The sequence below is a fragment of the Vogesella fluminis genome, assembly GCF_014652335.1.
Classification (GTDB): domain Bacteria; phylum Pseudomonadota; class Gammaproteobacteria; order Burkholderiales; family Chromobacteriaceae; genus Vogesella; species Vogesella fluminis.
In genome coordinates this window covers 77,704-91,811 of the sequence record NZ_BMYP01000002.1, presented here as the reverse complement: position 1 = coordinate 91,811, position 14,108 = coordinate 77,704, and the positions used below count along the sequence as shown (strand labels likewise).

The following is a 14,108-nucleotide window of genomic DNA, read 5'->3' as shown; positions in this document are numbered from 1 at the left end:
AGGGCCCGGCTGGCGCCGGGCTGGTTTATAATCGTCTGTTTTATCGTTGGTTTTCCGCATGACAACTACCCCTGCGACCAGCAGTTTCGCGCTTTACAAGCGGGTGCTCGGCTACCTGAAGCCTTACTGGAAGGTTTTTCTGGTGTCGCTGCTGTCGATGAGTATCGCCGCCGCCACCGAGCCGGCCTTTGCCCGGCTGATGAAACCGCTGATCGACGGCGGCTTCGTCAACAAGGACGGCTCGTCGCTGATCTGGGCGCCGCTGGCCATCGTCGGCCTGTTCCTGGTGCGCGGCATTACCAGCTACATCAACGAATACTCCACCAGCTGGCTGACCGGCCATCTGGTGCAGTCGCTGCGCGAGGAGATGTTTGCCAAGCTGGTGCGCCTGCCGGTGAACTACTACGACGACCATCCGTCCGGCCGCCTGCTGTCGCGCATCGCCTTTGACGTCAACCTGGTGACCGAGGCCGGCTTCAACGTGATCACCGTCACCGTCAAGGACGGCATCACCATCATCGGCCTGCTGGGGCTGCTGTTTTATACCGACTGGCAGCTGACGCTGATCTGCCTCGCGGTGCTGCCGGTGGTGTCGCTGTGCGTGCGCCTGGTCAGCAAGCGCTTGCGCGGTCTGTCGCGGCAGAACCAGCAGAACATCGCGCAGCTGACCCAGGTGCTGGGCGAGACCATCGACTGCCACCGCGTGGTCAAGGTCTACGGCGGCGAAGGCTACGAGGCACAGCGCTTCCAGCGCACGGCCGAGGCCATCCGCCACAACGGCGTCAAGCAAAGTGCCACCTCGTCGGCCAATACCGGCGTCACCCAGCTGTTCATCGCCTGCGCGCTGGCGGCGATCCTGTATTTTGCCGCGCTGCGTGCCCACAGCGGCAGCTTTACCGCCGGTGACTTCATGTCCTTCCTGACCGCGATGCTGATGCTGTTCGCACCGGTCAAGCGCATCACCAGCATTTCGCAATCGCTGCAGAAAGGCCTGGCCGCCGCCGAGAGCGTGTTCGGCTTCCTCGACGAGCAGGGCGAGCCGGATAACGGTACCCGCCGCCTGCAGGGCACGCGCGGCGAGCTGCTGTTCGACAATGTGCAGTTCAGCTATCCGGCCGCCGAGCGCCCGGCGTTGCAGGACATCCGCTTTGCCGTCAAACCGGGCGAGACCGTGGCGCTGGTCGGCTCCAGCGGCAGCGGCAAGACCACGCTGGTCAGCCTGATCCCGCGCTTCTACGAGCCATCGGCGGGGCAGATTACGCTGGACGGCATTGCGCTGACCGACATCACCCTCGCCAGCCTGCGCCAGCACATTGCGCTGGTCAGCCAGGACGTGGTGCTGTTCAACGACAGCGTGGCGGCCAACATTGCCTACGGCCGCATCGGCGAAGTCAGCCGTGAGCAGATCGTCGAGGCCGCCCGCGCCGCCAACGCGCTGGAATTCATCGAGGCGATGCCGCAGGGCTTTGACACACTGATCGGCGAAAACGGCGTGCGCCTGTCCGGTGGCCAGCGCCAGCGGCTGGCGATTGCCCGTGCACTGCTGAAAAACGCGCCGATCCTGATCCTGGACGAAGCCACCAGCGCGCTGGACACCCAGTCCGAACGGCTGGTGCAGGCGGCGCTGGAAAACCTGATGCAGAACCGCACCACGCTGGTAATCGCCCACCGCCTGTCCACCATTGAGCATGCCGACCGCATCGTGGTGATGCACCAGGGCCGTATTGCGGAAGTCGGTAACCACGCCGCACTGATCGCGCAGGATGGCCTGTACGCCAACCTGCACCGCCTGCAGTTCAAGGAGCCGGCCCATGACTAAGCCGGCACTGACAATCGTGCATACCGAATCGTCGCTGGGCTGGGGCGGGCAGGAGCACCGCACCTTCAAGGAGATGGTCGGCCTGCGCCAGCTGGGACACCGCATGATCCTGCTGTGCCAGCCCAAGGCCAAATTTGGTGCCCGTGCACGCGAGGCCGGTTTCGAGGTGTTCGAAGTCCGCATGCGCAACGGCATCGACCTGCCGGCGGCCTGGAAAATGGCGGCCATCATCCGCCGCGTGCAGGCCGACGTGGTCAATACCCATAGCGGCCGCGACAGCATTCTCGGCGGTCTGGCCGGTCTGCTGGCCGGCCGTCTGGTGGTGCGTACCCGTCATCTGGCGCTGCCGATTACCTCGCGCTTCACCTACACCACGCTGCCGCACCATGTTGTCAGTGTCAGCGAGCATGTGCGCCGCTACCTGATCAGCGAGGGCGTGCCGGAGTCGCGCGTGTCCACCGTGTATACCGGCATTGATCCGCAGGTGATGCAACTGGACGGGCCGTCCACACTGCGGACCGAGCTGGGCATTGCCGACAGCGCCCGCGTGATCGGCACCGTGGCCATCCTGCGCATGAAAAAAGGCCACCGTTTCATCGTGGAGGCGGCCGACCGCATTCTGGCGGCGCATCCGGACACCCATTTCGTGTTTGCCGGCGACGGTGCGCAAATGGACAACCTCAAGACGCTGATTGCGGCCAAAGGGTTGGCCGCACGCATACACCTGCTCGGCCTGCGCCGCGACATCGCCAACGTGCTGGCCGGCTGCGACCTGTTCCTGCTGCCGACCGAGCAGGAAGCGCTGGGCACCTCCTACATCGAGGCGATGGCGATGGGTCTGCCGGTGGTGGGCACCAATGTCGACGGCGTACCGGAAGTGGTTCGCGACGGCGACAACGGCCTGCTGATCGCACCGGGCGATGCCGCCAGCCTGGCAACAGCGGTCAATCGTCTGCTGGGCGACGACACGCTGCGCCAGCACATGGCCGGGCGCAGCCGCGAGCTGGTGTCGTCGGTGTTCCACGTCGATACCATGTGCCAGTCGATGCTGGAGCTGTACCGTCGCCTGCTGGCACAACGGGGGCAGGGATGAAACAGGCCAAAGCGATTCCGGTACTGATGTACCACCATGTCAGCCCCTGCCCCGGCCTGGTGACGGTCTCGCCGCAGACCTTCGAGCACAATATGCGCTGGCTGGCGGAAAACGGCTGGACCACCCTCCGTTGCGACGACCTGGCCGGGTTTCTGGCCGGCCGGCCGTTGCCGGACAAGAGCGTGCTGGTTACCTTTGACGACGGTTACCTCGACAACTGGGTCTACGCCCATCCGGTGCTGCAGCGTTACGGCCAGCAGGCCACGCTGTTCACCATTACCGGCTGGATCGGCGACGGCGCGGTGCGTCCGCACGACGGTTGCGGCCAACCTTTGCCGGCCACACCGGATCACAATGGCTGCAAGCGGGCGGTTGACGAGGGCCGTGCCGACGAGGTGATGATGCGTTGGAGCGAGATCGAGGCGGCGCGAGCCGCCGGCACCTTCGAGTTTCACAGCCATACCCACAGCCATGCCCGCTGGGACAAGCTGTGCGCCAGCCGCGAGGATAAGCGCGCGCAGCTGGCGGCGGATCTGGCGCAGTCGCGCGCCACGCTGCAGGCACGGTTGGGCACGGTCAGCAATCACCTGTGCTGGCCGCAGGGCTATTTTGACGACGACTACCTGGCCGTGGCCGATGCGGCCGGTTTCCGCCACCTGTACACAGTGGACAAGATGCTCAACACCCGCACTACCTCGCCACGGCACATCGGCCGCATCGTGACCAAGGACCGCAGCGACGGCTGGTTCGGCCGCCGCCTCGGCCTGTATCGCAGCCCGCTGCTGGGCCGCGCCTATCTGGCGCTGCGGGGCAAATAATGGGTACCCGCATCCGCGAAAACCTGCTGGCGTGGGGGCTGGGCCTGGCCCGCCGCTTCGACCGCCGTGCGCCGGACCCGGCCGAGCTGGGCACCGCCGCCATCCGCCATATCCTGGTGATGTCCTGCACCGCCATCGGCGACACGTTGCTGTCCACGCCGGCCATCCGCAGCCTGCGCCAGCGCTACCCGCAGGCGCGCATCGTGCTGTTGGTTAACGCACCGTATCACGGTCTGTTTGCCGATAACCCCGACATCGACGACCTGATCGACTACCACGGCGGCTATCGTCGCTTTGTGCGTCTGGCGCTGGCACTGCGCCGCGAGCGCTTCGATCTGGTCGCCATCCTGCACGCCAACGAGCCGCAAGCCACGCCGCTGGCGTATCTGAGCGGTGCCCGCTGGCGTTTCAAGCTACCCAACAACAGCCGTTTCCGCTTTTTGCTCAGCAACCACCAGCAGGTCAGCAACTGGCGCGATTTCACCCACGGCATCGACCAGCGTCTGGCCGTGGCCGCGCTGGCCGGTGCCGACGGCAGCGACAAGCACATGATCCTGCCGGTGGCGGCACAGAACCGCGACGCGGTGGCCGGCTGGCTGCAACAGCAGTACGGCATCACGCCGCAGCAGCCGGTGATCGGTTTCCAGGTCGGCGCCTCGACCGCCAGCCGGCGCTGGCGGCCGGAGCGCTATGCCGAGCTGGCGCAGCGCCTGATTGCGGCCAACCCTGCGCTGCGCATTGTCGTCACCGGCTCGCCACAGGAGCGGGCGCTGGCCGATGCCGTTGCCGGCGCCGTCAACGACGCGCGACTGGTGGTGACGGCAGGGCAGTTGCCGCTGACGCGGATGCCGGCACTGGTGCAGCGCTTTGCCTGCCTGGTGACGCCGGACACCGGCATCATGCACATGGCGATTGCGGTGGGCACGCCGATAGTCGGCCTGTTCGCCGCCGCGCACTGGCACGGCTCCGGCCCGACCACCGAGCTGCAGCGCCATATCGTGATCCAGAAACACCGCACCTGCGACCCCTGCCTGGGCAAGCGCTGCCAGTATTCGGCACCGCCGTGCATGGACAACATTACGGTTGACGAAGTGCTGGCCGCCTGTAACCGTTATTGCGGCCAGGAGTTTATCCAATGACTTATCCCATCCATGTTCTGCTTCTTGATACTGGCAAAGAGTGGGGGGGCGGTACCAATAGCATGCTGGAGTGGTTGCGCCGGCGCAGTCCCGATAAATTTCATGTGACTTGTGTGTTCTATCGTAACTATGCGCGCGGGGGGGATGCCCTGACTATTGAAGCGGCTGTACGAGCGGCTGGGGCAAATTTTCTGCTGTTGCCGCAAAGGAAACAACCGCTATGGGCCAAACTTGCCAAGGAGTTGCTGAGAGGCGTTTTGCATTTCACTCCCAAGCTGCGGGCAGCTGCAATCCAGAGGATTGAGAGTATCTGGCGTATTCGCCCGGCCGCTCAAGCGCTGACCGGTCTGTTGAAGGAATGCAAGCCGGATATTTTGTATATGAATAATTCCCCGGTATCAAATTATGAAGGTTATCTGGCGGCCAGAGAGATTGGCATGCCGGTAGTCCAGCATTGCCGCACATTGCCAAAATTAGATGGGAAAATAGTCAGGCTTGTTAATGAAACAGCCAGCCGTGTGTTGGCAGTTTCAGATAGCGTAGTAGATGCGCTGCATCAGCAGGGTGTTATTCAAGATAAAATCAATCTTTTATATAATGGAATTGATCTTTCACAGCCACTACCCACTCCTGTGGATATTTCAAAAAAATTAGGAATTCCATGTGGACAGACTGTTATAGTTTGTATAGCCGCACTGTTGCCAAGAAAAGGGGTGGCAGATGTTATTCGCGGATTATCTCTTCTTGATTTTCCGGCACATTTGATCATCCTTGGTGACGGGCCGCAGCGGGGTGAGTTGGAAGCCTTGTCAGTTACATTAGGTTTAAGCGCGAGAGTCCATTTCTTGGGTTTTGTTCCGGAGCCTTTGCCATGGATTGCAGCATCCGATCTGTTGGTCCTGGCATCTGAAAGCGAAGGCTTGGGCAGGGTTTTATTGGAAGCCATGTTTGTACAAAAACCAGTAGTTGCTTCTAATGTTTCCGGGGTGCGGGATGTTGTTGTGCATAAGAAAACCGGTCTTTTGTTTTCTTATGGTCAAGTTGACATGTTAGCGGAGAGTTTGACAGTTTTGCTTGGTAATCCGCGACTTCTCCAGGAATATGGACAGGCAGGTAAGCAGAGAGTGCGTCGAAAATTCAATATTGAAAATTATGCGAATGGTGTTTCTGCAGTCTTGAGTGAAGTTGCTGCGGCACACAAACCATGATCTACGTGCTGCTGACCTATATGCTGGCGCCGTGGTGGTGGCTGGCCAAGCGCCTGCAACGCCGCGACCGGATCGAGCGCATCCTGCTGCTGCAGACCGCCAAGATCGGCGACATGCTGTGCGCCACGCCGGTGATCCTGGCCTTGCGCCAGCACTATCCCGACGCGCAACTGAGCGTGCTGCACGCGCCGGTCACCGGCAGGATCATCGCCGGCCTGAGCGAGGTCGACCACTGCATCGCCATCCGTTCCGACTCGTGGCGCGGCTGGGCGGGAAAATGGCGGCTGGCGCGGCTGATTGCCGGCGGACGCTACGACCTGGCGGTCAACCTGTCGCCGTCGCTGCCGCTACTGTGCGGCCTGATCTGGGCCGGCGTGCCGCGCACGCTGTCCATCATGCCGACCAGGGTTGGCCGCACGCTGGCCGCGCTGCGCCGCTGCATCGATATCACAGAGCAACATCGTCCGGGTGAACTGGTACTGGCCACCAAGCAGCGCCTGCTGCAGCAGCAGGGCATCGCCATGGGCCTGCGCAAGAAAATGGCCATCGCCGCCAGCGGCGAGGCGGTCTGCGACCGGCTGGGCATCGCCGCCGACCATTCCGCTATCGGGCTGGCGATTTCCAGCGCCAACAAGCTGAAGGAGCTGGGCGAAGACTTGCTGTCGGCGCTGGTGGCGCGGCTGTTGCAGGATTATCCGGGGCCGGTGGTGCTGATCGGCGGGCCGGAAGACGGCCCGAGCGCCGCCGAAGTCCTTGGCCGCGTGCAGGGCGGCGAGCGCGTCATCAATGCCGCCGGCGCCTTCCAGCTGGACGAGCTGCCGGCGCTGATGCAGCGGCTGAAATTGTTTATCGGCGTCGACTCCGGGCTGACCTATCTGGCTGACACCTTTGACGTGCCGATGGTCGTGATCGTCGGGCCGGTGGATTTCCGCGAGCAGCGTCCGCTGGGACCACAAGTGCAGTTCGTGTCGCAACGGCCGCCTTGCTATCCATGTGCCTTCGTTTTTAATGCGCCCTATGTCTGCAAGACGGGGAGCCGTGAGTGTATCGCTTCGGTTGGTGTGCAGGATATTATGTCGGCGGCAAACAAGGTGACTCATGCAAAATAGGCATGTTCATATTGTTAACAGCCTGCTGTTTGTGCTGCTGCTGATATTCTCGGTTCCCGGCACGATCGCATTACGCTATATCCTGATGGCAATATTGCTGTTGCTGATGTTCGGCAATAAGGATGGCAGGGCTGATTTCCGGAGCATGGTGAAAGAAAACCGGCCATTGCACGGATTGCTGGCGTTGACGGCCTGGCTGCTCCTGCAACTGCTATGGGCCGGATTTCCCCTGGAGGTTCTGGGCGAGCTGAAAGGCCAGTGGCTGGCGGCGCTGTTATGTTTTGGCATCGGAGCCGGCTTTGCGCTTTCGAAACAGGAGCTGACCGCAAAAACCGGCCTGTTGCATTACGTTTTTCTTTTTGGCCTGCTGGCGATGGTGCTGGATTATGCAAGCCAGTTCCTGCACTGGGGATGGCCTGTTTCATGGTCGGGGATTCCGGTTCTTGCCAATGGCCTTGAGATAAAAAGCCGGATCATGGCCAGCAAGGTGCAAGTGGCCTATTTTTGTACCTTGTCCTTTGTTTTCTACTTGTCCGAGCTGATTTCCCGCCTGCTGTACCGGAAACGTCTGGTGCCCGTGACACTGCCCGTATTATTGCTGGCGCTGCTGCTGGCGGTATTGCTGAATGCTTTTTCCGGTGCCAGGAACGGCTTTGTCGGGTTGAGCATGACTTTCCTGTCCGGCCTGTTCCTGTTATTCCTCTTTGAAAAGAAAACGGCGCCTGTAAAAAAGGCAGCTTTCATGCTGGCCATGTTGCTGTGTTTTGCCGGTGGCGCCTTGCTGAATTACAAGCTGGATTCCCGCTGGGACCGTTTCCTGTCCTCGGCCACGATCGGTGCCCAGTTCGAAGAGAGCCAGGCTTGGGTTGATCCCCATAAATGGCCATACCCATTGCTGGCAGACGGAAAACCGGTCGACGTATCGGCCTATGAGCGAATGGCTTTTCTTGCGGCCGGATTGGATTACGCACTGCAAAACCCGCTGGGAAGCGGTTTTTCCCGTTCGGCTTTCATGCATGAAGTCGAGCAACGATATGGCGGCAAGGCGCGTCATTCGCATAGCGGCATGATCGAATTCATGATCGGGATGGGATTCCCCGGATTGCTGCTCTGGCTGCTGGCCCTGTTCAGGCTGCTGAGCCTGGGAAGCGACCGGTTGCGTCATGGTATCGATATGCCCGGCTTGTGGTCTGTCCTGCTGGTTCTGGGTTTTTCCGGAAGGATGGTGGTAGAAAACATTTCACGGGATCATATGCTGATGATGTTCATGCTGTTTGCCGGTTTCCTGTCAACGGTTTTGTACCGTGAGACGTCTCGTGATTTGTAGGCCCGGATTCTGATGAAAATACTTGTTATCCGCCGCGACAATATCGGCGACCTGGTGCTGACAACGCCGCTGCTGGCCAGTTTACGCCGGGCATATCCGGCAGCCCACATCGCGGCGTTGGTGAATACCTACAATCAGGCCGTGCTGGCGCATTGTCCGGATATCGATGCACTGCATGTGTACGAAAAGGCAAAGCACCTGCCGGGCAGCAAGCTGGCGATCTGGTGGCGTACGCTGAAGCTGGTGCTGGCGCTGAAACGCCAGCGGTTCGATGTGGTCATCCTTGCCGGTAATGGTTATTCACGCCAGGCGGCCAAATTTGCCCGGCTGGTAGGGGCACGCAAGATCGTCGGCTATGCACCGGCACATGGTGCACACGTACTGGACCACGTAGTAACGGCTGATCCTGCCCGGCACCATCATGCCGAAGTAACCCACCGCCTGCTGGGGGCGCTGGGCATCGATTCGGCTCCGGGCGCTGCCTGCGTGCTACCCGCTCCGGCCGAGGCTGCTGCTGCCCGGCAGGCTCTGGCAGGCTTGTCCGGCAGCGGCATGGTGATCGGCGTGCACATCAGCGCGCGCAAGCCGCAGCAACGCTGGCCAGCTGAGGCTTTTGTCGCGCTGATGCAGGCACTGCATGCCCGTTTGGCCTGCCGTTTCATGCTGTTCTGGTCGCCGGGGGACGAGGATCACCCTGCGCATCCGGGGGATGACCGCAAGGCGGCACGCATTGTCGCTGCGGCAGCGCAGTACGGTCTGCCGCTGCTGCCGTATCCGACCGGCGAACTGCCGCAGCTGATCGGCGGGCTGGCCGTGTGCGATGTGCTGCTGTGTTCCGATGGTGGTGCCATGCATCTGGCCGCCGGGTTGGGCAAGCCCATGGTGACCTTTTTTGGTAATACCGATGCCGTACACTGGGGCCCCTGGCATGTGCCGCACCGCCTGCTGCAGCCGGATAGCCGGCAGGTGGCGGACATCAGCGTGGCCGAGGCCGAGTCGGCCTTGCTGTCATTGCTGCAGGAAACAGCCCCTGGCGGCTGAGTGTCGGCCTGCGGCTTGTGCCGCCGCCAGCAAGACATTGCGGCCAACCTTGTCCAAGGTTGGCCGCAATGTTTTTGATGCCTTGTCCGCTGCAAGCAGGGATCAGAAGAAGCGGTTGACCTCGGCCACCACCTCGTCGTCCAGCGTGCCGGCGGCCTGTGCCAGCGCCAGTCGTGCCTGCAGGAAGTTGTAGCGGGCCTGCGCCAGCGCGCGGATGGCGTCCTGGTAGTCCTTTTCCGCGTTGAGCAGGTCGAGGTTGGTGCGCACGCCGACGTCCTTGCCCAGGCGGGTGGCGTCGAGCTTGCTCCTGGCGGAGAGCAGCAGCTGTTCCTGCGCCTTGACCAGCGCCGCGCCGTTGCTGACTCCCAGCCAGCTGCGGCGCACGTTTTGCGCGTTCTGGCGGCGGGCGGCTTCCAGATCCTCGCGTGCCTTGTCGAGGTTGGCCGCGGCTTCGGTCACTTGCGAGTTGATGGCGCCGCCGGCGTATAGCGGCAGCGTCAGGCTGAGGCCGAGACTGCTGCCGCGCGTGGTGTCGCGGCCGCTGGCGACGCTGCCGGCGTCGGTACTGCGGTTGTGGCTGTAGCCGGCGTTGAGGCTGACGGTGGGCAGGTGCTTGCCGCGCGCTTCGTCCAGCTCTTTTTCGGCCAGCACCAGCTGCTGCTGTTGCAGTTGCAGTGCCAGGCTGTTCTGCTGCGCGCGCTGTGTCCATTGCTCCAGCGTGCCAAGGTCGGCGGCGTTCAGTTGCGGCTTGTCGCGCAGGCGGCGGATGCTTTCCGGGTTGAGGCCGGTCAGCTGCGCCAGCGCGTTGCGCTTGAGGTCGAGATCGCTGAGGGCGGCGATTTCCTGGGCGCTGGCGGCGTCGTAGCCGGCCTGTGCCTCGTGGGTGTCGGTGATGGTGGCGGTGCCGACCTCGAACGCCTTGCGTGCCTGTGCCAGCTGGCGCTCGTAGGCGGTCTTGGTGGCGCGGGTGACGGTGAGCACGTCCTCGGCCAGCAGCGCGTCGAAGTAGGCACGGGCGACGTCGATCACCAGTTGCTGGCCGCTGGCGTCGAACTGCAGCTGCGCCACGGTGCTGGCGATCCTGCCCTTCTGGTAGCCGCTGTAGCTGGTGGTGTTGAACAGTGGCTGTGTCAGCTGCACGCCCAGGCTGTCGCTGCGGTAGTTGCCTGCAGCCGGTTGCAGCGGTTCGGTCTGGGTGCTGGCGGCGCTCAGCCCGACGCTGGGCAGCAGCAGCGCGCGGCCCTGGACCGCCTTTTCGGCACCGGCACGGTTGGCGGCGCTGGCGCCGGCGTAGCCGGCATCATACTGGCGCGCGGCCTGCAGCGCCTGCAGCAGGTCGAAGGCGTGGGCCGGGGCGGCCAGGGCGCTGCCGAGCAGGGCGCCCAGGCCGAGGGTGCGGATAAGCTTCATAGTGGGCATTCCGGTTGCATCATTAAAGCGCTGAAGCCTCTACCTTACCCAATTCCGGTAGCGGCTTCACGCAGGATTGATTAATTTGTTTGCGGGCGCTTGACGCCGAACCACTGCGCGTACAGCGCCGGCAGGAACAGCAGCGTCAGCACGGTAGCCACCAGCAGGCCGCCCATGATGGCCACCGCCATCGGCCCCCAGAAGGTGCTGCGCGACAGCGGGATCATCGCCAGGATCGCCGCCAGCGCGGTGAGCATGATCGGGCGGAAGCGGCGCACGGTGGAGCCGACGATGGCCTCGAAGCGGTCGATGCCCTCGCCGATGTCGGTCTCGATCTGGTCGACCAGGATCACCGAGTTGCGCATGATCATGCCGAACAGCGCGATCACCCCCAGCATCGCGACAAAACCGAACGGCGCGCCGAACAGGATCAGCGTCAGCGTGACGCCGATCAGGCCCAGCGGTGCGGTCAGCACCACCAGCAGCGTGCGCTGGAAGCTGCCGAGCTGGATCATCAGCAGCGTCAGCACGACGACCAGCATCAGCGGTGTCACCTTGCCGATCGCCTGCTGCGATTTCTGGCTCGCTTCCAGCGAGCCGCCCAGCTCGATGTGGTAGCCCAGCGGCAGCGTCTTCTCCAACTGCTGCAGCTTGGGCCACAGCGCCTTGGAAATGTCGGCGGCCTGCACGCCGTCGGCGGCATCGGCGCGCACCGTCACCGTCGGCAGCCGGTTGCGGCGCCAGATGATGCTTTCCTCCGGCTGGTAGCTGATACTGCCCAGCTGCGCCACCGGCACGTACTTGCCGCTGGTGGTCTGCACCATCAGGCTGCCCAGTGCGTCCACCTGCTCGCGGCCGGCGTTGTCCAGCCGCGCCACGATGCCGATGCTGCGGTCGCCTTCGCGCCATTCGCTGACGGTGCTGCCGCTGAGCAGCAGCTGCAGCTGGCGGCTGAGCGACTGGCTGGAGACGCCCAGCACGCGCGCCTTGTCCTGGTCGATCTCCACCCGCAGCGCCTTCACCTGCTCGCCCCAGTCGATGTTGACGTGGCGGGCACCGGGATGGGCGCGCAACAGCGTTTCAACGTTGGCCGCAATGCTGCGCACCCTGGCGTGGTCCTCGCCCATCACGCGGAACTGCACCGCGTAGCCGACCGGCGGGCCGTTCTCCAGCCGCGTGACACGGCCGCGCACCATCGGGAAGTCGCGCTCGAACAGCGTTTCCAGCTTGTGCTTGACCTCTTCGCGCACCTTTTCGTCCTGCGTCATCACCATCAGCTGCGCGTAGTTCAGGTGCTGCTGCTGCTGGTCCAGCGGCAGGTAGAAGCGCGGGCTGCCGCCGCCGACGTAGGCGGTGGTGCTGACCACGTGCTGGTCGTCCTTGATCAGCGCCTCCAGCTTGCGCACCTCGGCCTCGGTGGCCTGGTAGCTGGCGCCCTGCGGCAGCCACATGTCCACCATCAGCTCGACGCGGTTGGAGGAGGGGAAGAACTGCTGCTGCACGAACAGCTTGAACGCCACCAGCGACAGGATGAACGCGGCCGCGGTCAGCGCGATCACCGTCTTGCGGTGGTCCAGGCACCACTCCACCGTGGCGCGGAAGCGCAGGTAGAACGGCTTGTGGTAGACGTCTTCATGCGCACTGCCGGCGTGGTGCTCCGGCAGCAGCTTGTAGCCGAGGTAGGGCACGAACACCACCGCCACGATCCACGACAGCAGCAGCGCGATGCTGACCACCGAGAACAGGCTGAACACGTACTCGCCGGCGTTGGATTTGGCCATGCCCACCGGCAGGAAGGTGGCCGCGGTGAGCAGGGTGCCGGTCAGCATCGGGAAGGCGGTGCTGGTGTAGGCAAAGGTGGCGGCCTGGAACTTGTTCCAGCCCTGTTCCAGCTTCAGCGCCATCATTTCCACCGCGATGATGGCGTCGTCGACCAGCAGGCCCAGCGCGATGATCAGCGAGCCCAGCGAGATGCGCTGCAGATCGATGCCCAGCAGGTACATGGCGAGGAAGGTCATCGCCAGCACCAGCGGGATCGACAGCGCCACCACGATGCCGTTGCGCACGCCCAGGCTGAGGAAGCACACCGCCAGCACGATCACCACCGCCTCGATCAGCACCTTCATGAACTCGCCGACCGCGTTCTTCACTACCTGCGGCTGGTCGGATACCGAGTGGATCTGCATGCCGACCGGCAGCTTGTTCTGTACCTCCTGCATCAGCAGTTGCAGGTTGTTACCCAGTTTCAGCACGTCGCCGCCCTGTTTCATGCTGATGGCGAGGCCGAGCGCCGGCTTGCCGTCAAAGCGCATGCCGAACGACGGCGGGGTGACGAACTGGCGCTCGACGGTGGCGATGTCGCCGAGGCGGAAGCTCTTGCCGCCGGCGCTGAGCGGGGTGTCGGCAATGGCCGCCACCGAGCCGTAGCTGCCGGCGACGCGCACCCAGATGCGGTCGCTGGCGGTGTCGTAATTGCCGGCCGGCGTCATCGCGTTCTGCTCCGCCAGCGCGCTCCAGATGGTGCGTGCGTCCAGCTGCAGCGCCGCCAGCTTGGCGTTGGACAGCGTCACGTAGATGCGCTCTTCCTGCTCGCCGATCAGGTCCACCTTGCCGACGTCGGGCAGGCGCAGGATCTCCTGGCGCACGTCATCGACGTAGCGGCGCACTTCTTCATAGCTGAAGCCGTCGCCGGTAAAGGCGTAGATGTTGCCGAAGGTGTCGCCGAACTCGTCGTTGAAGAACGGGCCGCGGATGTCGGCGGGCAGGGTGTGCTTGATGTCGCCGAGTTTCTTGCGCACCGTGTACCACAGCTGCTGCACGTTCTTGGGCGGTACGTCCTCGCGGATCGACAGGATCAGCAGCGCCTCGCCCGGCTTGGTGTAGCTCTTCACGTACTCCAGCTCGCCCATTTCCTGCAGCTTCTTCTCGATCTTGTCGGTGACCTGCTGCTCGGTCTCCAGCGCGGTGGCGCCGGGCCACAGCACGCGCACCATCATCGCCTTGAAGGTGAATTCCGGGTCTTCCTTCTGCCCCAGCTGGGTGTAGGCGAACAGCCCGGCCACCATCAGCACCACCATCAGGTACTGCACCAGCGAGCCGTTGCGCAGCGCCCATTCCGACAGGTTGATTTTTTTCATCGTCGCC

At 63.3% G+C, this 14,108-nt stretch carries 10 protein-coding genes; 8 read left to right on the top strand and 2 right to left on the bottom strand.

Annotated features, from left to right (window positions below; translation table 11 throughout):
- Window positions 1-58 precede the first annotated feature (58 nt).
- From msbA to IE083_RS01200, 8 genes are read left to right on the top strand one after another with little or no spacing between them, the layout of a single operon-like run.
- Entirely contained in the window at window positions 59-1,819 is a 1,761-nt protein-coding gene (msbA, locus tag IE083_RS01235) for a lipid A export permease/ATP-binding protein MsbA (RefSeq protein WP_189351818.1), read from the top strand.
- Window positions 1,812-2,912 carry a glycosyltransferase family 4 protein gene (locus IE083_RS01230; protein ID WP_189351817.1) on the top strand — a complete coding sequence of 367 codons (1,101 nt, stop codon included), beginning with the start codon at window positions 1,812-1,814 and terminating at the stop codon, window positions 2,910-2,912. The genes msbA and IE083_RS01230 overlap by 8 nt, the downstream gene beginning before the upstream one ends.
- Entirely contained in the window at window positions 2,909-3,730 is an 822-nt protein-coding gene (locus tag IE083_RS01225; RefSeq protein WP_189351816.1) for a polysaccharide deacetylase family protein, read from the top strand. The genes IE083_RS01230 and IE083_RS01225 overlap by 4 nt, the downstream gene beginning before the upstream one ends.
- The gene (locus IE083_RS01220; protein WP_189351815.1) at window positions 3,730-4,869 is read left to right on the top strand and encodes a glycosyltransferase family 9 protein; all 1,140 of its coding nucleotides are present in this window, start codon (window positions 3,730-3,732) and stop codon (window positions 4,867-4,869) included. The genes IE083_RS01225 and IE083_RS01220 overlap by 1 nt, the downstream gene beginning before the upstream one ends.
- Window positions 4,866-6,077: a glycosyltransferase gene (locus tag IE083_RS01215; protein WP_189351814.1), complete on the top strand. Its 1,212-nt coding sequence runs from the start codon at window positions 4,866-4,868 to the stop codon at window positions 6,075-6,077. The genes IE083_RS01220 and IE083_RS01215 overlap by 4 nt, the downstream gene beginning before the upstream one ends.
- Window positions 6,074-7,186, top strand: a complete 1,113-nt coding sequence (locus IE083_RS01210) for a glycosyltransferase family 9 protein (protein ID WP_189351813.1) — start codon at window positions 6,074-6,076, stop codon at window positions 7,184-7,186. The genes IE083_RS01215 and IE083_RS01210 overlap by 4 nt, the downstream gene beginning before the upstream one ends.
- Window positions 7,176-8,513 (top strand): O-antigen ligase family protein, encoded by a 1,338-nt coding sequence (locus IE083_RS01205; protein ID WP_189351812.1) that lies wholly within the window; start codon window positions 7,176-7,178, stop codon window positions 8,511-8,513. The genes IE083_RS01210 and IE083_RS01205 overlap by 11 nt, the downstream gene beginning before the upstream one ends.
- Before the next feature lie 12 nt (window positions 8,514-8,525).
- Window positions 8,526-9,554: a glycosyltransferase family 9 protein gene (locus IE083_RS01200; protein ID WP_189351811.1), complete on the top strand. Its 1,029-nt coding sequence runs from the start codon at window positions 8,526-8,528 to the stop codon at window positions 9,552-9,554.
- A 102-nt stretch (window positions 9,555-9,656) separates the two neighbouring features.
- Here the strand turns inward: IE083_RS01200 and IE083_RS01195 are convergent, their stop codons facing one another.
- Both IE083_RS01195 and IE083_RS01190 read right to left on the bottom strand, forming a co-directional pair.
- Window positions 9,657-10,964 (bottom strand): TolC family outer membrane protein, encoded by a 1,308-nt coding sequence (locus tag IE083_RS01195; protein WP_189351810.1) that lies wholly within the window; start codon window positions 10,962-10,964, stop codon window positions 9,657-9,659.
- Window positions 10,965-11,044: 80 nt separating this feature from the next.
- Window positions 11,045-14,101 (bottom strand): efflux RND transporter permease subunit, encoded by a 3,057-nt coding sequence (locus IE083_RS01190; protein ID WP_189351809.1) that lies wholly within the window; start codon window positions 14,099-14,101, stop codon window positions 11,045-11,047.
- Between the last annotated feature and the right edge of the window lie 7 nt (window positions 14,102-14,108).

Coding starts and splice junctions, on each gene's coding strand:
- IE083_RS01190 (WP_189351809.1), bottom strand. CDS start 14,101: ATGAAAAAAATCAACCTGTCGGAATGGGCGCTGCGCAACGGCTCGCTG.
- IE083_RS01230 (WP_189351817.1), top strand. CDS start 1,812: ATGACTAAGCCGGCACTGACAATCGTGCATACCGAATCGTCGCTGGGC.
- IE083_RS01225 (WP_189351816.1), top strand. CDS start 2,909: ATGAAACAGGCCAAAGCGATTCCGGTACTGATGTACCACCATGTCAGC.
- IE083_RS01215 (WP_189351814.1), top strand. CDS start 4,866: ATGACTTATCCCATCCATGTTCTGCTTCTTGATACTGGCAAAGAGTGG.
- IE083_RS01195 (WP_189351810.1), bottom strand. CDS start 10,964: ATGAAGCTTATCCGCACCCTCGGCCTGGGCGCCCTGCTCGGCAGCGCC.
- msbA (WP_189351818.1), top strand. CDS start 59: ATGACAACTACCCCTGCGACCAGCAGTTTCGCGCTTTACAAGCGGGTG.
- IE083_RS01205 (WP_189351812.1), top strand. CDS start 7,176: ATGCAAAATAGGCATGTTCATATTGTTAACAGCCTGCTGTTTGTGCTG.
- IE083_RS01200 (WP_189351811.1), top strand. CDS start 8,526: ATGAAAATACTTGTTATCCGCCGCGACAATATCGGCGACCTGGTGCTG.
- IE083_RS01210 (WP_189351813.1), top strand. CDS start 6,074: ATGATCTACGTGCTGCTGACCTATATGCTGGCGCCGTGGTGGTGGCTG.
- IE083_RS01220 (WP_189351815.1), top strand. CDS start 3,730: ATGGGTACCCGCATCCGCGAAAACCTGCTGGCGTGGGGGCTGGGCCTG.